20 protein-coding genes are annotated in these 17,081 nt (G+C 70.7%); 13 read left to right on the top strand and 7 right to left on the bottom strand.

All coding sequences use genetic code 11. From position 1 onward, the window contains the following. Nucleotides 1-73: 73 nt before the first annotated feature. The gene (locus C0010_RS04615) at nt 74-1,255 is read left to right on the top strand and encodes an MBL fold metallo-hydrolase (RefSeq protein WP_105565875.1); all 1,182 of its coding nucleotides are present in this window, start codon (nt 74-76) and stop codon (nt 1,253-1,255) included. A gap of 140 nt (nt 1,256-1,395) precedes the next feature. Beyond that, nucleotides 1,396-2,589, top strand: a complete 1,194-nt coding sequence (locus tag C0010_RS04610) for an MFS transporter (protein ID WP_232531719.1) — start codon at nt 1,396-1,398, stop codon at nt 2,587-2,589. 5 nt (nt 2,590-2,594) lie between these two features. Here the strand turns inward: C0010_RS04610 and C0010_RS04605 are convergent, their stop codons facing one another. Continuing rightward, nucleotides 2,595-4,241: an FUSC family protein gene (locus tag C0010_RS04605; RefSeq protein ID WP_158685312.1), complete on the bottom strand. Its 1,647-nt coding sequence runs from the start codon at nt 4,239-4,241 to the stop codon at nt 2,595-2,597. A gap of 49 nt (nt 4,242-4,290) precedes the next feature. Further along, the gene (locus tag C0010_RS04600) at nt 4,291-4,704 is read right to left on the bottom strand and encodes a cupin domain-containing protein (protein ID WP_158685311.1); all 414 of its coding nucleotides are present in this window, start codon (nt 4,702-4,704) and stop codon (nt 4,291-4,293) included. Between the two features lie 136 nt (nt 4,705-4,840). Here C0010_RS04600 and C0010_RS04595 point away from each other — a divergent pair, with 136 nt between their 5' ends. After that, nucleotides 4,841-5,686 carry a DUF1266 domain-containing protein gene (locus C0010_RS04595; RefSeq protein WP_158685309.1) on the top strand — a complete coding sequence of 282 codons (846 nt, stop codon included), beginning with the start codon at nt 4,841-4,843 and terminating at the stop codon, nt 5,684-5,686. A 37-nt stretch (nt 5,687-5,723) separates the two neighbouring features. On the opposite strand, the gene C0010_RS04590 is transcribed toward C0010_RS04595, so the two are convergent. After that, entirely contained in the window at nt 5,724-6,332 is a 609-nt protein-coding gene (locus C0010_RS04590) for a MerR family transcriptional regulator (protein ID WP_105565871.1), read from the bottom strand. An 83-nt stretch (nt 6,333-6,415) separates the two neighbouring features. Here C0010_RS04590 and C0010_RS04585 point away from each other — a divergent pair, with 83 nt between their 5' ends. Together C0010_RS04585 and C0010_RS04580 are read left to right on the top strand one after the other, a co-directional pair. Then, entirely contained in the window at nt 6,416-6,895 is a 480-nt protein-coding gene (locus C0010_RS04585; RefSeq protein WP_105565870.1) for a DUF4188 domain-containing protein, read from the top strand. A gap of 59 nt (nt 6,896-6,954) precedes the next feature. Continuing rightward, on the top strand, nt 6,955-7,632 hold the full coding sequence (locus C0010_RS04580) for a GNAT family N-acetyltransferase (protein WP_105565869.1): 678 nt from the start codon (nt 6,955-6,957) through the stop codon (nt 7,630-7,632). Nucleotides 7,633-7,733: 101 nt separating this feature from the next. Here C0010_RS04580 and C0010_RS04575 read toward each other — a convergent pair whose 3' ends face one another. Next, nucleotides 7,734-9,176 carry an MFS transporter gene (locus C0010_RS04575; RefSeq protein ID WP_105565868.1) on the bottom strand — a complete coding sequence of 481 codons (1,443 nt, stop codon included), beginning with the start codon at nt 9,174-9,176 and terminating at the stop codon, nt 7,734-7,736. 60 nt (nt 9,177-9,236) lie between these two features. Next, nucleotides 9,237-10,067 (bottom strand): MOSC domain-containing protein, encoded by an 831-nt coding sequence (locus C0010_RS04570; protein ID WP_105565867.1) that lies wholly within the window; start codon nt 10,065-10,067, stop codon nt 9,237-9,239. Nucleotides 10,068-10,156: 89 nt separating this feature from the next. Between C0010_RS04570 and C0010_RS04565 the strand changes: the two genes are divergently transcribed. From C0010_RS04565 to C0010_RS04540, 6 genes are all read left to right on the top strand, one after another. Further along, nucleotides 10,157-10,825 carry a YdeI/OmpD-associated family protein gene (locus tag C0010_RS04565; protein ID WP_105565866.1) on the top strand — a complete coding sequence of 223 codons (669 nt, stop codon included), beginning with the start codon at nt 10,157-10,159 and terminating at the stop codon, nt 10,823-10,825. Between the two features lie 129 nt (nt 10,826-10,954). After that, complete coding sequence (locus C0010_RS04560) at nt 10,955-12,340, top strand: glycine--tRNA ligase (RefSeq protein WP_105565865.1); 1,386 nt, start codon at nt 10,955-10,957, stop codon at nt 12,338-12,340. Nucleotides 12,341-12,366: 26 nt separating this feature from the next. Beyond that, on the top strand, nt 12,367-13,053 hold the full coding sequence (locus tag C0010_RS04555) for a hypothetical protein (RefSeq protein WP_158685624.1): 687 nt from the start codon (nt 12,367-12,369) through the stop codon (nt 13,051-13,053). A 183-nt stretch (nt 13,054-13,236) separates the two neighbouring features. Further along, nucleotides 13,237-13,479, top strand: coding sequence for a type II toxin-antitoxin system Phd/YefM family antitoxin (locus C0010_RS04550; RefSeq protein WP_324999233.1), 243 nt, complete (start codon nt 13,237-13,239; stop codon nt 13,477-13,479). Further along, nucleotides 13,476-13,865, top strand: coding sequence for a type II toxin-antitoxin system VapC family toxin (locus tag C0010_RS04545; RefSeq protein ID WP_158685306.1), 390 nt, complete (start codon nt 13,476-13,478; stop codon nt 13,863-13,865). Before C0010_RS04550 ends, C0010_RS04545 begins: the two co-directional genes overlap by 4 nt. 96 nt (nt 13,866-13,961) lie before the next feature. Continuing rightward, the gene (locus tag C0010_RS04540) at nt 13,962-14,369 is read left to right on the top strand and encodes a ribosomal maturation YjgA family protein (protein WP_232531718.1); all 408 of its coding nucleotides are present in this window, start codon (nt 13,962-13,964) and stop codon (nt 14,367-14,369) included. Here the strand turns inward: C0010_RS04540 and C0010_RS04535 are convergent. Next, nucleotides 14,323-14,736: a DUF1801 domain-containing protein gene (locus C0010_RS04535; RefSeq protein ID WP_105565935.1), complete on the bottom strand. Its 414-nt coding sequence runs from the start codon at nt 14,734-14,736 to the stop codon at nt 14,323-14,325. The two genes, C0010_RS04540 and C0010_RS04535, sit on opposite strands and share 47 nt — an antisense overlap. Before the next feature lie 163 nt (nt 14,737-14,899). After that, a complete protein-coding gene (locus C0010_RS04530) occupies nt 14,900-15,499 on the bottom strand; it encodes a TetR/AcrR family transcriptional regulator (protein WP_105565861.1) in 600 nt (199 codons plus the stop codon). A 96-nt stretch (nt 15,500-15,595) separates the two neighbouring features. Between C0010_RS04530 and C0010_RS04525 the strand changes: the two genes are divergently transcribed. Both C0010_RS04525 and C0010_RS04520 read left to right on the top strand, forming a co-directional pair. Next, entirely contained in the window at nt 15,596-15,976 is a 381-nt protein-coding gene (locus tag C0010_RS04525) for a DUF1304 domain-containing protein (RefSeq protein ID WP_105565860.1), read from the top strand. A gap of 25 nt (nt 15,977-16,001) precedes the next feature. Continuing rightward, nucleotides 16,002-17,012: an NADP-dependent oxidoreductase gene (locus tag C0010_RS04520; RefSeq protein ID WP_105565859.1), complete on the top strand. Its 1,011-nt coding sequence runs from the start codon at nt 16,002-16,004 to the stop codon at nt 17,010-17,012. The last annotated feature ends 69 nt before the right edge of the window (nt 17,013-17,081 follow it).

Genomic DNA, 17,081 nt, shown 5'->3' with positions numbered 1-17,081 from the left:
CCGGGTACGAGAATCTGCGCTTTCTGCTCGACTGGAAGTGGAACTCGCAAGGCGTCATCGAAGGGGATGAGCTATGACCGACAACCGACGATTCTCCCGCCGCGGAATGCTGCTGGGCGGAATGGCAGTGCCGCTCGGAGCGGGGGTGCTTGCCGCAGCCGGGCCCGCCTCAGGGGCAGCGGCGAAGCCCGGAAACGGAAAAGGGTCGAAGCACACGACCGGTCTGCTGAGCGGTGTACGGACGCAGATCGTGCCGCTCGGAGTCGCCGGCGGTCCGACCTACCTCGGCGATCACACGGCGGGGACGTCCACGATGATCGTGCACGCCGGGCGTGCCTACATCGTCGATCTCGGTCTCGGAGCGTTCGCCAACCTTGCTGCGTCCGGCATAGCGCCGAACCCGCAGGTCGGCTCGAGCCTCACGAACGTCGCCGCGGTGCTCTTCACCCACCTCCACTCCGACCACACGACCGATTGGCCCGCGATGTACGCGACCGGCGGCACCAACATCGTCGGGCGCGACGACACCCCGATCCAGGTGTTCGGACCGGGCGACAGGGGCACCCTCCCGCGGCTGTCCCCGCCGGATGCGCCGGAACGCGATCTCGCTGCCGAGGACAACCCGGTCCCAGGACTCGTCAGCATGAGCCGGTCGCTCGAGGCTGCTTTCGCGCAGGACATCAACGACCGCGTTCAGGACAGCAACTTCCCCCTGCCGAGCAAGACGTTCGACGTGCACGACATCGACCTCACCGGTATCTGGGACATCGGCCCCGACGGCGTTCCGCCGCGGCTCGACGCTCCCATCCCCGTGTGGCGAGATGGAGACGTGACGGTGACGGCCACGCTCGTCGACCACCACCCCACTGCGCCGGCTTTCGCGTACCGCTTCGACACGCCTGACGGCTCGATCGTCATCTCCGGCGATACGACCGTGAGCGAGAACCTCATCGATCTGGCTCGCGGCGCCGATGTCCTGATCCACGAGGTCATCGATCCGGCGTGGGTCGACCAGCTCGTCGCGAACCTGCCGCCCGAAACGGCGGAGCCCCTGCGGAAGCACCTTCTCGAATCGCACACGACGATCGCGCAGGTCGGCCGGGAGGTCGCCCAGCCCGCCGGGGTGAAGACGCTGGTGCTGAACCACCGCGTGCCGGTGAGCACCCCGGACAGCCACTGGCGCGCGGCGCGCAAGGGGTTCGACGGGAAGCTCGTCGTCGCGCACGACCTCGAGGCCATCGCCGTCGGCGTGTGATTCGGGCCGTGGATCACCACATCCGATATCCGGCATCACCGATGAGCGGGGTCGGAACCGGTGCCGTCGGGCGAGAGTAGAAGGATCCCGACACCCCGGCGTGCCTCGAAGGCGAGCGCGCCATGAACGAAGGAGTTCCCGTGTCAGCAGCGACACACGCACACCCCGTGACGAGGAGGAACGCGACGGCCGTCCAGGCCATCGTGCTGCTCGCCGCGGCCAGCATGCCCGTGATGGCGGCGACCCTGCTCACCCCGGTCCTGCCGCAGATGCTCGAGCACTTCGCCGGCACGCCCGGCTCGGCCGTGCTCGTGCCGCTGCTCATCACGGCGCCGGCGCTGATGATCGCAGTGTTCGCGCCGTTCGCCGGCCAGATCGTCGACAGGGTCGGTCGCAAGTGGCTCCTCGTGATCGGGCTCGTCGCGTACGCCGCGCTCGGCGTCATCCCCGCGTTCGTCGACGGGCTCGGCGCGATCCTCGCCTCCCGCCTCGCGCTGGGCGTCTGCGAGTCGGCGATCATGACCGTCGCGACGGCCCTCATCGTCGACTACTACCGCGACGAGAAGCAGCGCAGCCGCTACCTCGGCCTGCAGGGGGCCACGGCATCGATCGGCGCGACCGTGTTCATCATCGTGGGCACGGCCGTCGGCGCCGCCGGCTGGCAGGCGCCGTTCTGGGTGTACCTCGTGAGCCTCGTCATCGCCGCGGCCGCCGTTGTCCTGCTGTGGGAGCCGCGGGGCGGCGAGGCCGTCGGAACCGTCGAGCGCAGCCGAATCGCGTGGGGCCCGCTCGTCGGTCCGCTCCTGGTCACGATCCTCGGCGGCCTCACGTTCTACACGCTGGTCGTCAACCTGCCCGTCATCGTCGAGCAGGCAGGCATCGCCGCGAGCAACACCGCGGTGATCGGCGGCATAGCGGCCGTCGCCTCCCTGTTCGTCGCCCTCGGCGGCATCTTCTTCCCGCAGATCCGGAAGCTCCTCGGCGACCGCGTCGTTCCCGTCGGCTTCGCGCTGCAGGCCGTCGGCATGATCCTGCTCTGGGCGCTCAGCGGCCTCGGCGTGGGCGGCGTCGTTCCGGGCGCCCTGATCGCGTCGTTCGGTGCGGGCCTCATCCTGCCCGGATTCCTCACCTGGGTCGTCGCACGCACGGGCTTCGCCGAGCGCGGCCGCGTCACAGGCCTCTGGACGGGCGCGTTCTTCCTCGGCAACTTCCTGGCACCCGTCGTCGCGAACGGCCTCGGCGCCGCTCTCGGCGGGCTCGCGGGGGCCGTCGGCATCATCGGCGTCCTCGCGGCCGCCGCTGCCGTGATCACGAGCCGGATGAAGCGGGGTTGAGCTCGTCAGCCCGACAGCTTCGCGAGCGCGTTGTGGGCGCCCTTCTGGGCGGCCACAACGCGCGCCTCGTCGACGCGGTGGGTCCACCACTCGTCGTCCGATGAGCGGACGGCGGCCGAGACGGCGGCGAGCCGGGCGATCAGCTCGCGCCTGACGCGGGTGCGCTCGGCCTCGCGCGCGCCGTCATCGAGAGCCAGGGCGGCCGACGTCGCCCGCTCGAGGCGCTCCGTCGCCTCCTTCGCGTGCCGCCGCAGGTGGCCGTTCCGGATGAGGAACGACGCGGCCAGGCCCGTCGCGACGCCGAGGACGGTGTCGATCAGCCGGTCGACGACGAGTTCGCCGGTCGGCAGGATCGCACCGAACTGGCTCATCAGCAGTGCCATCGGCGTGACGAACGCCTGGCCGATCAGGTAGTTGCGCGGCACGAAGAACTCGGCGAGCACGTTCATGACGAGGATCATCGCGACGCCGACGAGGGGGTCGACGTGGGCGACGGGCGCCAGCAGGGCGAACAGGCCGACGCCGAGCACCGCGCCGAGCGCGCGGGGCGGCGCCTTGCGCCACGTGAGCAGCAGGTTCGGCTGCACGATGACCGCCGCCGACGTGATCGCCCAGAAGGGGCGCCCGACGCCGAGCGCATACGACAGGAGTGCGGCCGCGAGGCATCCGGCGACGACGCGCCAGAAGAAAGGCATCGATGGCGACCCTGGGCGGAACGCGGCCATGACGGGGTGGCGCTCCGCGAACGAACGCGGTGCCCGCCAGCTGAGCTCGACGCCGCGGATCTGCGCGACCTCGTCCTCGGTGAGCGGCGGGACGGGCAGCGCCGTGCGCGAGCGCTCGATCTCGCGCGCCGCGGCGCGCGCCCGCTCGGGGCTGCTGAGCGCCGGGTCGGCCAGGACGCGCTCCGCTGCCACGATGTGGCCCTCGAGGGCGGTGTGCTCGGCGCTGCGCGTGCCGGCGAACGACATGGTGCGCCACGCGGCGGCGATCGCGGTCGCGAGGCCGTCGCGGGCCGCGAGGTCCGTCGGATCCGTGCCCCACGGGATCGTCGCGAGGACGGCCGTCGCGACGGCCCGCCGCTCGGGACCGTGCCTGCGCACGAGGGAAGGAGACATCACGACCAGCCACGCCACGACGCCGGCCGCGGCGACCAGGCCGGCGTGCAGCGGCACATCCGGCCATTCCTGATCCGTGAAGGCGAGCGCCGTCACGAGGAAGATCGGGATGACCGCGGGCGGAGGGCCGACGGCGGACGCCTCGTGCGCGACCTTGATGACCGCGGCGAGCACGACAGCCACGGCGATGCGCACGAGGGTCTCGTCGGTCGCGGCCGCCGTGCACAGCGCGAGAGCGCAGCCGGCCCACAGCATCGCGACGAAGCCCGCCATCGTGCGCGCCCGCCGGCGGTAGGGCAGGCCGTGCGTGTAGAGGGCCGTCATCGAACCGGCCATCGTGTACGAGCCGAGGTCGACGCGGCCGATCGCCGCGAGGATCGCGAGCGGGATCAGCGCCGCGACGACGAGCCCCGCCGCACGCAGGTACCAGGTGTCGCGCGGCAGCCGCGTCGAGCGGAGGGTGGGGCCGATTGCGAACTGCGGGCGCACGCGGGGGAGCGTGTGCGTCGGGGGATGCTCGGCCGGTGACGTCACCGTTCGAGCTTATGGCCGCCAGCCGGACGTCGCCGGTGAGGGCGCCGCGTCACGCGTTCCAGGGGAACGGGCGCTCACTGTCGATCTCGGCGTCGTCGCCGACGCCCGCGAGCGAGTCGGCGCCCGAGCGCACGCAGAGCCACTTCATCGGCTCGCCGCTGTCGGGCAGCGCCCGCACGGCGCGCCACGTGCCGGGCCCGACGCGCACGACGGTCCCGGGGCCGAGCGGGACCACCTCGTCGTCGAGCGCGATCTCGCCGCGGCCCGAGAGCACGATGTGGGTCTCCTCGATCGCCGAGTGCACGTGCCAGAACGGTGACTCGCCGCCGGGCTCGGTCGAGTTCACCGAGATGCCCGTGTGTGCGGTACCCAGCTCGGCGTCGATGAAGCGCTTGCCGGGGTGTTCCCCGCCCGAGCCCCATTCGTCGAGGCCGCCCAGTTCGATCGCGGTGTAGTCGCTCATGCCGACCACGCTATCCCGAAGCGCGGACGTTCCGTGAAGCCGCCGTTCGGGCGGTCGGAGTGCGAGCCGCGCTGGACGCGCGCGCCCCGGGCGCGGTAGGAATATGTCGGGGAAGCCATCGAGCACAGGGGGCATCATGAGCGGTTCCGAGACCACCGTCGTCATCATCGTGGTGGGGGCCGTTCTGGTCTTCTGCGTGGCGGTGATCTGGTGGGCGGTCGCCGTGCGGCGTTCGCGCACCCGCAAACACCTCGCCGGCCCCGGCTCGCCGGACGCCCCGCCGCAGACGGACCCGTGGCGCCGGTTCGCGGCCGCGCTCGCCGCACCGTACGCGCGCTACGAGTGGCAGATCACGAAGGGCCGCCAGAGCAAGCACTCCGAGGATCAGACGTACTTCGGCTACGGCGTGTGCCAGCCGTGGGGGACCGTCGGGCAGGCGCTCGCGCGCGACTGGGGCGTGCGGAACGAGGCCCAGGCGGGTGCGAGGATCGCCGAGGGCGCGAACCTCGTGATGCGCACGACGCAGGCCCTGATCGTCGCGGACCCCGCGAGCGATGCCGACGCGATCCGGACGCGGCTCGAGGCGGCGGGGACCCCTCGGAGGGTGATCGACGAGTTCCAGCTCGACGAGGTCGTGAAGGCGCCGATCGCCGACGCCGACCTCGACGTCAGCGCTGCCGAGCTGGAGGAGGCGAAGAACACCCTCGCCTTCGACATCGGCCGCAGCGCCAACCTCGCTCGGTGGATCGGGCACGTCGGCCTCGCCCCGCAGGAGAGCATCGAGCTGCTCCAGGACGTCTGCGGTGCGTCGGCGGCCGCGCTGTTCGACGGCTGGGGCGAATACGCCGATCGGTACGTCGCCGGTCTGCGGTCGTCGAAGTTCACGGCGCACAAGCAGCGCGTGAGCGCCGTCGAGTGGCTGCGCGACGACGCCGAGAGCCCCTGGCGCCGGCAGGCGTGGCCGGCCGGCGCGTCATCCTAGGCGACCGCGTCTTGCCGGCGGCCGCGGCGGGTGCGCGTCAGTCGGTCGAGGGGGCGAAGCGCACGGCCGAGGCGTGCTGTTCGCCCAGCCTGCGCAGCGCCAGCAGGAGCGGCTCGACGAGGATCGTCCCGAGCACGGCGTAGCGCAGCGCCTCGGCGGGGTCCTGCGGTATCGCGTCGAGCTCGAGCGCGCCGATCCGCTCGGCGGCGGCGACGTAGCCCTCCATCACCGACGGCGGTACATCGAAGCCCGCATCCTCGAGCGCGGCGAGCGCCTCCGCGAGCTGACCGACCTCTCGGCTGGCGGGGTCGACGCGCCATCCGGCCCGCTCGACGAGCGCCAGCGCGCGGCTCGTATCCACGTCATCCGGGGCGCCATAGGCGGCCGCCTGCGCGGCGCCGAGCGCCTCGAACATGTCGTCGCCCGGGTCGTCGATGACCGCGAGGACGTCCTTCGCCTGCGCGATCGACAGCTTGCCCGGCCCGAGCAGGGCGCGCACCAGGCGAAGGCGGGCGACGTGCGCGTCACCGTACACCGCCTGGGTCGACGACGTCAGCTCGCCGGGGGGCACGAGCCCCTCCCGCAGGTAGTACTTCACGGTGGCGGTCGTCACCCCGCCGCGACGGGCGAGCTCGGAAATGCGCATGGTCCTCCTGTTGACATTAGATAGTAACACTCCCCATAATTGGAGAGCTTCGCTATCCAATACGACGAGGTCAGGAGGACCGCATGCGACCCGCGCCCGAGCGGCTCACGCACGACTACGACGGCGAACTGGTCGTCTTCCTCATCGGCATGCGCATCAATCGCTGGTCGCGCATCCGGGATTGGTGGCCGACGTTCACCGCCATGCCGCCGATGATCAGGGAGCTGATGTCCGATCCGGATTCCGGTGCCGTCGGGTACCGCCTGTTCGGCCTGCCCCGCACCCCGAGCGTGCTGCTGTACTGGACGAGCCTCGACAAGCTCTACGACTACGCGTCGAACCCCGATGCGCAGCATCGACCGGCATGGGCCGCGTTCAACCGGCGGGCGCGCACGGCGAGCGGCTCGGTGGGCATCTGGCACGAGACGTTCCAGGTCGAACGAGCGGAGACGTTCTACTACTCCATGCCGCCGACCGGCCTCGGGGCGGCGACGGCGCTGAAGCCCGTCGTCACGAAGGGGGCGCGCGACCGGATGCGCGAGGGCCTCACCGCGCGCGCGTGACGGCATCGCCGCGCCTCCCGGCGAACGAACTGCCCCGAACGCCGGATACGCTGTTGTGTATGCGTGAGATCCGTGATCTGGACACCGTCGAACTGATCCTCGAAGCCCAGGGCATCTTCGATGCCATCCGGGGCACCAGGGTGATCGATGCCGGCACGATGCGCGCGCTGCAGCAGTCGGGCAACTACGTCACCGGCTACTTCGACGACGGCCGCATGGTCGGCGCGTCCGTCGCGTTCTTCTCGCTGCCCGAGAATCGCACGATGCACTCGCACATCACGGCGCTGCTGCCGGAGTTCCGCGGTCGCGGCTGGGGCCGCGAGCTCAAGGAGCACCAGCGCCAGTGGGCGCTGTCGCGCGGCGTCGGCCACATCACGTGGACCTTCGACCCGCTCGTCGCGCGCAACGCGCGCTTCTATCTGGGCGTGCTCGGCGCGCGGGTGACCGACTACGTGGTGAACCAGTACGGCATCTTCGGAGGCGGCGACGCTGGCGACGAATCCGACCGCCTCGACGTGAAGTGGTCGCTCGCCGACCTCGCGCACGAGCCGGCCGACGCATCGGTCGTCGCGACGCTCGCGATCCCGGATGACGTCGAGCAGCTCCGCGAGGACGACCCGGCGGCCGCGCACGAGTGGCGCATGAACGTGCGCCGCGAGATGGCCGTGCTCACGGGCCGCGGCCTGCGCATCGCGGGCTTCGACCCCGAGCGCGGGTATCTGTTCGTCACCGCCTGACGCACGCCCGGCGGCCCGGTGCCGCCATCGCTATCTCACTTCTTGCGCTCTCGAGGCGGAATCCATCGCCACACCTGAGATACCGAATCCGCGGGCGCGCCCTACCGCCCGTTCGGCACCGACGCGTGCTGTGTCGGTTCCGGATGGCGGGGGATGAGGAGCGAGAGCACGACGGCTCCCGCGCCGACGATCGCGCCGATCCAGAAGCAGGTCGTGAACGCCTGTGCCGTAGGCACCGCGACGCCGCCCGTGTCGACCGCCATCGCGGCGAGCACGGCGGCCATGACCGTCGAGGCCGTCGACGTGCCGAGCGACCGCGCGAGCGCGTTGATCCCGTTCGAGACGCCGGTCTCCTCCGCCGGGACCGAGCGCATGATCAGCATCGGCATGGCGGCGAAGCTGAGGCCGATGCCGACTCCGACGAAGAGGTTCGCGGTGAACAGGTGCCAGATCGAGTCGTCCCAGACCAGCAGGTAGACGTACGACAGCGCGACGGCCGCCGTGCCGCCCGTCAGCATGATGCGCGGGCCGACGGTGCGCTCGAGCCATCCGGACAGCGGCGAGATGATCATCATCAGCAGGCCGGCGGGCATCACGAGCAGCGCCGTCTCGAACACGCCGACGCCGAACCCCGCCTCGCTGTCGGCGGGCAGTTCGAGCATCTGGGGCAGAAGCACGTTGCTGCCGAACAGCGCGAAGCCCATGCAGATCGACGCGAGGTTGGTGTAGAGGACGGCCGGCTTGGCCGTTACGCGCAGGTCGATGAGCGGCTCGCTCGTGCGCAGTTGGTACCAGCCCCAGACGAGCAGCACGGCGACGCCGCCGATGCCGCTGGCGAGCGTCGCGGGGGAGGCCCAGCCCCATTCGGCTCCGCGGGAGACCGCGAGGAGCACGCCGGAGAGGCCGATCGTCAGCCCGATCACGCCGACGACGTCGAAGCGCCCGGGCGAGCGCAGCGTGCTCGGCGGCACGAGGATCCTGACGAGTGCGAACGCGACCACCCCGAGTCCCGTCGACACCCAGAACAGCGCGTGCCAGTCGAAGTGCTCGACGATGAACGCGCTCACCGGCATGCCGATCGATCCGCCCACGCCCATCGTGGCGCTCATCAGCGCGACGGCCGTGCCCAACCGCTTCGGCGGCAGGACGTCGCGCATGATCGCGATGCCGAGAGGGACGACGCCGGTCGTGAGGCCCTGAAGCCCGCGACCGATGATCACCCCGACGATCCCGGTGGCGAGCGCCGCGACGACCGAGCCGATGATCAGGGTGATGATGAGCGCCAGCACGACGCGGCGTTTGCCGTACATGTCGCCGAGCCGTCCCGAGATCGGGGTCGCGCATGCGGCCGCGAGCAGCGTGATCGTGACGACCCATGCGGTGTCCTCGCGCGAGGCATCGAGCAGGTGCGGCAGCTCCGACTGGATCGGCACCACGAGGGTGAACATGTAGGCCGACGCCATGCCGGTGAAGGCGAGCGCGAGCACGATCGCCCACTTGGGCGCGGAATGAGTGAGTCTGCGGCGGGCGGGATCGTCACTCATTGGAACGATCCTATCGGCGCTCCGGATGCCGGGGGTCGCATCCGGCGCCGAAGGCTCGCGTCAGTCGGCGTGCACCCGCACGTCGTCGCCGACCCGGATGACCCCGCCGATTCCCGACGCGTCGGCGACGTCGCCCGTCACCCCGCGGAGCAGGAGCAGGCGCCCGAGCGTCGGTTCCGCCTGGCCGACCGAACCCGTCAGGGTCTTCAGGACCGACGCGTTCCGCACTCCGAGGTCGGGGTCGGCGTGCGTCGCGAGGCAGCGGACGATCGGCCCCTCGACCGTGAACTCGACGCCCCCGATCGTTGCGCGCCCTGCCCAGGACAGCTCCTCCCAGGCCTCGGCGCCGTCGATGACGACGTTGGACCGGAAGCGCCGGTCGTCGATGCCCTGGTCGAGGGCGTCGCCGAGCGCCTCGACGCTCGCGCGGCTGTGCACCGATACGTAGCCGCGCGGTCGGTCCTGGAAGCGCGAGGTCGATCCGTCCCCCACGAGGACGAGGGGGAGTCGGCCGGGGCGGCGCAGGTACCGCGCCTCGGGCGAAGCGAGGACGTACTCCGTCACGGCCTCGATCAGCTCCGCCCGCCCGGCATCGTCGAGCCCGGCCTCGACCACCAGCTCGCCACCGCGGGTGATGCGCACGCGCGCGGCGGCGTCGTCGTACGAGACGCGCAGAGCCGCGAGCGCGGGGAAGCTCTCGAGGGCGAGCCCCTTCGACTTGGGCCAGTAGTCGAGCCCGTCCCTGTCATCCGGCGTCGCGGCGTCGGCGAAGCGGAACGCGAGCACGCGGTCGCCGGCGATCCGCCCATCCGGCTGCACCGTGAGGGCGTCGAGCGGCTCGGGCGTGAAGCCCTTCAGCGGATGCCGGTAGAGGCCGATGACGTGAGGCACGCGTCCATCATCCCAGCCGCGGCGGCCCGATGCTCGGCGACGCGCGCCGACCGCTTCCCCGCGCCGACGCCGCGGCATAGCCTGGCGGGATGGCGAACGCCCCCAACCAGGGAGCCCCCGGCGGCACCCCCGACAAGCCCGCCGTGTTCTTCCGCGACGCCGCCGAGTTCCGGCGCTGGCTCGAGCTGAACCACGCGACCGCGGACGAGCTCTGGGTCGAGATGCGCAAGGCGCACGTCGCCGACCGAGGGCTCACCTGGGCCGATGCGGTGCCCGAGGCGCTCTGCTTCGGCTGGATCGACTCGCTCTCGCAGCCCGTCGACGACGACAGGCGCCGGCAGCGGTGGACGCCGCGCAAGCCGCGCAGCACCTGGTCGAAGATCAACATCGCCCACGTCGAGCGGCTCACCGCCGAGGGGCGGATGCACCCCGCCGGGGTCGCCGCGTTCGAGGCCCGCACGGCCGACAACTCCGGCATCTACTCGTTCGAGAACGCCGACGCCGAGCTCGCGCCGGAGCTCCAGGCGATCATCGACGCCTCGCCTGCGGCGGTCGCCTTCCTGGACGCGGCGACCCCCGGCTACCGGAAGCTGGTGCGCCACTGGGTCGCCTCCGCCAAGCGCGAGGCGACCCGTGAGAGCCGCGCGCGCCGCCTCGTGGAGTGCTGCGAAGGCGGCGAGCTCGTCCCACCGGCGCGGGCGGGCGGGACCCCGGCCTGGCTCGCGCGGGCCGCGGAGGCCGCCCGCGCGACCGGGTGAGCTGCGCGCCGCCCGTCGTCCGTCCGGCGCCGAATCGCTTATTCAGCGCGCGCCAGTAGGATTGGGGGCACCGTGCGCGCGTGAGTTCTCCGCGTGCGAATCGCCCCTGCGACCATAGGAGCAGCCACCGTGGCCGAACAGTCCCGCCTCGACAAGGTCATCGCCCTCGCCCGCCACCGCGGGTTCGTGTTCCAAGCGGGTGAGATCTACGGCGGTTCCCGCTCTGCATGGGACTACGGCCCCCTCGGCACGGAGCTGAAGGAGAACATCCGGCGCCAGTGGTGGCAGACCTTCGTCCGCGGCCGCGGCGACATGGTCGGCCTCGACAGCTCCATCATTCTGCCGAGCAAGGTGTGGGAGGCGTCGGGCCATGTCGCGACCTTCACGGACCCGCTCGTGGAGTGCCTGCAGTGCCACAAGCGCCACCGCGAGGATCACCTCATCGAGGCGTTCGAGGAGAAGAAGGGCCGCGCGCCCCAGAACGGCCTCGAAGAGATCGCCTGCCCCGACTGCGGCACGCGCGGTCGCTGGACCGAGCCGCGCTCGTTCTCCGGCCTGATCAAGAGCTACCTCGGCGTCGTCGACGACGAGTCGGGGCTGTACTACCTCCGCCCCGAGACGGCGCAGGGCATCTTCACGAACTTCGCCAACGTCGTCACGGCGGCGCGCAAGAAGCCGCCGTTCGGTATCGGCCAGGTCGGCAAGGCGTTCCGCAATGAGATCACGCCGGGCAACTTCATCTTCCGCACGCGTGAGTTCGAGCAGATGGAGATCGAGTTCTTCGTCGCACCGGATGAGGCGGGCGAGTGGTTCGACCACTGGGTCGAGGCGTGCTGGAACTGGTTCGTCGACCTCGGCGTGAACCCCGACAACATGCGCCGCTTCGACGTGCCGGAGGACGAGCGCGCGCACTACTCGGACCGCACGATCGACTTCGAGTACGACTTCGGCTTCGCCGGCAAGGGTTGGGGCGAGCTCATGGGCGTCGCCAACCGCACCGACTTCGACCTGTCGAACCACATCGAGCACTCCGGCGCGAACCTGTCATTCTTCGACCAGGCCTCCGGCGAGAAGTACGTGCCGTACGTGATCGAGCCGTCGTTCGGCCTGACGCGCTCGATGATGGCGTTCCTCGTCGACGCGTACGTGGAAGAGGAGGTGCCGAACGCCAAGGGCGGCACCGACACACGCACGGTGCTGAAGCTCGACCCGCGCCTCGCCCCGAACAAGGTCGCCGTGCTGCCGCTGAGCCGCAACGAGCGGCTCTCGCCGCTCGCGCGCAAGGTCGCCGACGACCTGCGCCAGCGCTGGAACGTCGACTTCGATGATGCCGGCGCCATCGGCCGCCGCTACCGCCGCCAGGACGAGATCGGCACCCCGCTGTGCGTCACGGTCGACTTCGACTCGCTCGACGACGACGCCGTGACGGTGCGCGACCGCGACACGATGGGTCAGGAGCGCGTGCCGCTCGCGGGCCTCGAGGCCTACCTGGCCGAGCGCCTCCGCGGCGCGTAAGAGCCGACGAATCCGGGGGGATCGCTGTGGTGAAGAAAGAGACATCGGCGGAAGCCGGTGAGCCTGTCCGCGCGTGGACGCCAGCGGATACGGCGATGTGGCACACGATCGCGATTGTGTCGGACCTGCGGGGCGAGCGGATCCCGCGACAGCGGGTGTCGACGCTGTTTCCGCTGGCGCCCGACGAGCTCGCGCTCGCGACCGGACCGTTCCAGATAGATTCCATGCGGGCTCTCGGCGATGGCAGCTACGTCCACGACAGCTCTTTCGTCTTCGGCACCGGCACGATCGGCCTTGCGATGACCGCCGGTACTCTGATCGGTTCCGCCGCTGGCAACACCCAGCGACGTGCGCAGGCAGCTGCGGATGCGCAAGTGGCGTGGCGCCCTGATTTCGGCGGCACGATCACGGTCACGACCCGTGGCTTCTATCTCGCGACAGCGTCTGGGCTCCTGCGTTGGACATGGAGCGACATTCAGCTCGCCCAGATCGAATGGTTCACGGTGCTCGTGATGCAGGGGCAATCGGAGAACGGCCCGGTGACATGGCGCGTCACGTCGGACTGGGCGGAACTGGTATTTGCTCTTTGGGCTTTGTCGGTGCATCCTGACCACCCTCAGTTCGTCGGCGACTCATGGATTCCGGGTGGTTGGATTGAGTGGGCGTCGGCGGTGGGGTACCCGGTCGCCGGCGCTGGCGTCATCGAGTCCTGACCGAAGCAAGACGCAGACATCCGTCATTGAGGTGATGTCCCTGCGCCGGTGGTACCGCATGGCGCGTCAAGGTGAGCGTGACGTCAGGTCGGGAGAGAGAAGCGTGATCGCGCGGCGTCGGACACAACACCTCACCGGAACGGTTGGCCTTTCCAGTGGAGTTGACTAAGCTAAACTAAATCAATGCACATCACCCAAGTCAACATGCACGAGGCGAAGACGCAGCTCTCCGCGCTCGTCGAGCGCGTGCTTGCGGGTGAGAGCGTCACGATCGCCCGGGCGGGAAAGCCTGTCGTCGATCTCGTTCCGCACGTGAGTTCCCGTGTGCGGTTCGGCCTCGGCAAGGGCGAGCCCGAATGGGATCCGGCGATCTTCGACGGCATCGACCCGGAGATCCAGGAGATGTTCTACGGCGCCGACGCATGATCCTTCTCGACACCAACGCGCTGGTCTGGGTCTACTGGGGCAGTGACCGGATGGGCCCGGAGGCCGTGGCGCGCATCGAGGCTGCGCCGCGATCGTATTACTCGTCGGTATCCGTGTCGGAGCTCGTGATCAAGCACATGCTCGGCCGGATCGAGCTTCCCGGCGGTGACCGATTCCCCGACGTCTTCGCCGAGTCGGGGCTCATCGAGCTGCCGTTCACATCGCGTCACGCGAACGCGATGCGCGAGGACGCGACCCTCGTTCGGCACGACCCGTTCGATCGGATGATCCTCGCGCAGGCGCGCGCAGACGATCTCGAGCTCTTGACCTCGGACGCGACGCTTCTCGCGCTCGGGCACGCGTGGGTCAGGGACGCGTCCGCCTGAACCCGGGCACAGGGCCGACGTGCGGTCACGATGCCGCGCGGCCGCACCTGCGAGGTTCGGACGCGCGTGCACACCTCGGCGCCGTACCCTCGGCACGTGCGCCGAATCATCCTCGCCATCGCCGTGGTCACCACCGTCGCCGCGGGTCTCACCGTGCACGCGCTGCTTCCGCTGAGTTTCGGCGGGGACTTCGCCGCCGATGCGCTCTACGCCGTGCTGATCTACCTGCTGGTGGCGTTCGTCGCTCCGCGCTGGCCGGCTCGGGCATCCGGGGTCGCTGCGTTCGCCTGGTGCGCGGCGGTCGAGGCCTTCCAGCTGACGGGGCTCCCCGAGGCATGGGGGCTCGCGTGGCGCCCGCTGATGCTCGTGTTCGGAACGGTGTTCTCGTGGTGGGATCTGGTGGCGTATGCGGTCGGGGTCGCGGCCGCGGCGTTCGTCGACGCGGCGGTGCGCGGTGCTATCGCTGGCTCTCGCGGGCGCGGTTCCGGAACGTCTCCGTCGTGAGCACCTCGTAGGCGTCCCGGATGATCTTCCGCAGCACGGCCTCGTCGACGAGCGTGAGGTCGTTGATGTACAGGCAGCCGACCGTGGCCTTTTGCGGGCCGAGTTCCGCCAGGTCGGCCTCGTGGGCTCCGATGCCGTCCATGAGGTAGATCACGCTCGACGACTTCCGAGGCGCGAACGCCGCGGCCGGGGCGTCGCCGGAGCGGCCGGAGGCGTATTCGTAGTGATAGGTGCCGAAGCCGATGATCGTGCCGTGCAGGTCCGGCTCGAGACCCGTGATCTCGCGCATGATCCGGATCAGGGTCTCGGCGTCGCGCCGGCGCTTCGCGGGAGTCACGGCCGCGAGGAACTCATCGATGTCGCCCATGCCCTGAGTGTGCCACCTGCGGCCGAGATCCGGGCCGGCCGCGGCGACCGGATGGATGCCCGGCGCTGCCGACGCCATCGAATCAGGGAGCCGTTCCCGTCGCGGGCGAGCCGTCGAGCGGTGCCGCCGGGGCTCGCAGCGAGGCGGCGCGCGTGAATGCAGTTCAGGCGGGGATGCGGTCGCGCGCCGACGTCAGCACGCCCCGCGCGGTGTCGAGCAGGCCGCCCGCCTGCTGCGGTGCGACGCGGGCGAGCGCGAACGCCGCGATCGTCAGGCCGGTGATCGTCTCGGCGACGACGGCGCTCTCGTCGCGCGCCCCGTCGCCGAGGAACGCCGCGACGCCGTGCCCGATCGCGTCGCGCAGTTCGTCGCGGTAGTCGGCGATCACGCGCGCGACCTCGGCGTCCTGCGCGAGGGGCGCCGTGGCCGTGTTGACGAGCAGGCATCCGCCCTGCCCGACCATGGAGCCGGCGTCGGTGAATGCGCCGCGCAGCCCGTCGAGGTAGGCGACGATCGCCTCGGGCGCCACGGGCTCCTCCCGCAGGGGGTGCAGGCGGGGCCGGATGACCTCGTCGAGGTAGCTCTCTACCGCAGCATCGAAGAGCCCGCGCTTCGATCCGAAGGCGTTGTAGATGCTCGACCGGCTCAGCCCCGTGGCGTGCTCGAGCGCGGGGATCGACGCGCCCTCGTATCCCGTTCGCCAGAACACGGTGCGCGCCGAGCGCACCGCCGTGCCCCGATCGAAGGCCTGCGTGCGAGCCATAGTCGTCCTCTTCGTTTTGTGAAACGCTCGGTTCAGTATATATTGTAAGGTTCGTTACAGTATCGACGGCCCGCCGGGCGACGAGGGGAACACATCATGGTCATCGCAGGACTCGCGCTCGCAGGCCTCGCGGCTCTCGTGCACGTCGTCATCTTCGTGCTCGAATCGCTCGTCTGGGCGACGCCCCGCGCGCGGTCCGTGTTCGGCACGACAGAGCCGGAGGCGGCCGCCACCAAGGAGATGGCGTTCAACCAGGGCTTCTACAACCTGTTCCTCGCCGTCGTCGCAGCCGTCGGCATCGCGCTGTTCGCGGCGGGGCAGACCGCGGTGGGCGCCGCGCTCGTCTTCGCGGGCGCCGGCTTGATGGCCGCTGCCGCCCTCGTCCTGCTGCTGTCCAGCCCCGACAAGCGTGCGGCCGCGCTGAAACAGGGCGTCGTTCCCGCCCTCGCCGTCGTCGCGCTGGCCATCGGCCTCTGATCATCCACCCCACGAAGGAGAACCCGTGTCAGAAGAACTGAGCACCCGCATCCAGCTCGCCGCCCGCCCCGTCGGCTGGCCGAGCCACGACGACTTCCGCGTCGAGACGGTCGCGCTGGAGGACCTGAAGCCCGGCGAGGTGCGCGTGCGCAACGCCTTCGTGTCGGTCGACCCGTACATGCGCGGCCGGATGAACGACGTGCGCAGCTACGTCGCCCCCTACGCCCTCGGCGAGACGATCGCCGGCGGCGCCATCGGCCACGTGACCGCGTCGGCTTCCGACGACGTGCCCGTCGGGGCAATCGTGCAGCACCAGCACGGCTGGTCAGACACGGTCCAGGCCGACGCCTCGACCTTCCGCGTCGTTCCGGATGTGCCGGGCCTGCCGCTCTCGCTGCGCCTCCACATCCTGGGCATGACGGGGCTGACCGCCTACGTCGGCCTCACGGCGATCGCCGGTATGAAGCCGGGCGACACCGTCTTCATCTCGGGTGCCGCGGGCGCCGTCGGAACCGCGGCCGGCCAGATCGCCCGCCTGCTCGGCGCCGGTCGCGTCATCGGGTCCGCAGGGTCGGCCGAGAAGGTTGCGCTGCTGACCGAGAAGTACGGCTACGACGCGGCGTTCAACTACAAGGACGGCGACGTGCGCGACCAGCTCGCGGCGGCCGCGCCCGACGGCATCGACGTGTTCTTCGACAACGTCGGCGGCGACCACCTCGAGGCCGCGCTCGAGGCCTTCAACGACGGCGGTCGGGCCGCGCTCTGCGGCGCGATCGTCGGCTACAACACGACGGACCGCGTCGCGGGCCCCGACAACATGGCGAACATCATCACGCGCGGGCTGACGCTCCAGGGCTTCACGCTCGCGGCGTACCTGCACCTGTCGCCCGAGTTCCAGGAGAAGATGACCGCCTGGTTCGCGGCGGGCGAGATCGCGTACGACGAGACGATCGTCGACGGCATCGAGAACACGATCGACGCGTTCCTCGACATGATGCGCGGTGCGAACACGGGCAAGATGCTCGTGCGCATCTGAGCCGACATGCGGCGTGGGGGCGCCCCCCCGCAGACCCGGGGGGGCCCCCCCCCCCAACGGGTGCGGGGG

The organism is Microbacterium halophytorum (assembly GCF_002970975.1).
GTDB lineage: Bacteria > Actinomycetota > Actinomycetes > Actinomycetales > Microbacteriaceae > Microbacterium > Microbacterium halophytorum.
Note: the sequence above shows the minus strand (reverse complement) of the source record. Positions and strands in the feature narration are given on the sequence as shown.

Bases quoted from the DNA above. Each gene is read 5' to 3' on its own strand.
- C0010_RS04615 (WP_105565875.1), top strand. From the start codon at position 74: ATGACCGACAACCGACGATTCTCCCGCCGCGGAATGCTGCTGGGCGGA.
- C0010_RS04600 (WP_158685311.1), bottom strand. From the start codon at position 4,704: ATGAGCGACTACACCGCGATCGAACTGGGCGGCCTCGACGAATGGGGC.
- C0010_RS04595 (WP_158685309.1), top strand. From the start codon at position 4,841: ATGAGCGGTTCCGAGACCACCGTCGTCATCATCGTGGTGGGGGCCGTT.
- C0010_RS04590 (WP_105565871.1), bottom strand. From the start codon at position 6,332: ATGCGCATTTCCGAGCTCGCCCGTCGCGGCGGGGTGACGACCGCCACC.
- C0010_RS04585 (WP_105565870.1), top strand. From the start codon at position 6,416: ATGCGACCCGCGCCCGAGCGGCTCACGCACGACTACGACGGCGAACTG.
- C0010_RS04580 (WP_105565869.1), top strand. From the start codon at position 6,955: ATGCGTGAGATCCGTGATCTGGACACCGTCGAACTGATCCTCGAAGCC.
- C0010_RS04575 (WP_105565868.1), bottom strand. From the start codon at position 9,176: ATGAGTGACGATCCCGCCCGCCGCAGACTCACTCATTCCGCGCCCAAG.
- C0010_RS04565 (WP_105565866.1), top strand. From the start codon at position 10,157: ATGGCGAACGCCCCCAACCAGGGAGCCCCCGGCGGCACCCCCGACAAG.
- C0010_RS04550 (WP_324999233.1), top strand. From the start codon at position 13,237: ATGCACATCACCCAAGTCAACATGCACGAGGCGAAGACGCAGCTCTCC.
- C0010_RS04545 (WP_158685306.1), top strand. From the start codon at position 13,476: ATGATCCTTCTCGACACCAACGCGCTGGTCTGGGTCTACTGGGGCAGT.
- C0010_RS04535 (WP_105565935.1), bottom strand. From the start codon at position 14,736: ATGGGCGACATCGATGAGTTCCTCGCGGCCGTGACTCCCGCGAAGCGC.
- C0010_RS04530 (WP_105565861.1), bottom strand. From the start codon at position 15,499: ATGGCTCGCACGCAGGCCTTCGATCGGGGCACGGCGGTGCGCTCGGCG.
- C0010_RS04525 (WP_105565860.1), top strand. From the start codon at position 15,596: ATGGTCATCGCAGGACTCGCGCTCGCAGGCCTCGCGGCTCTCGTGCAC.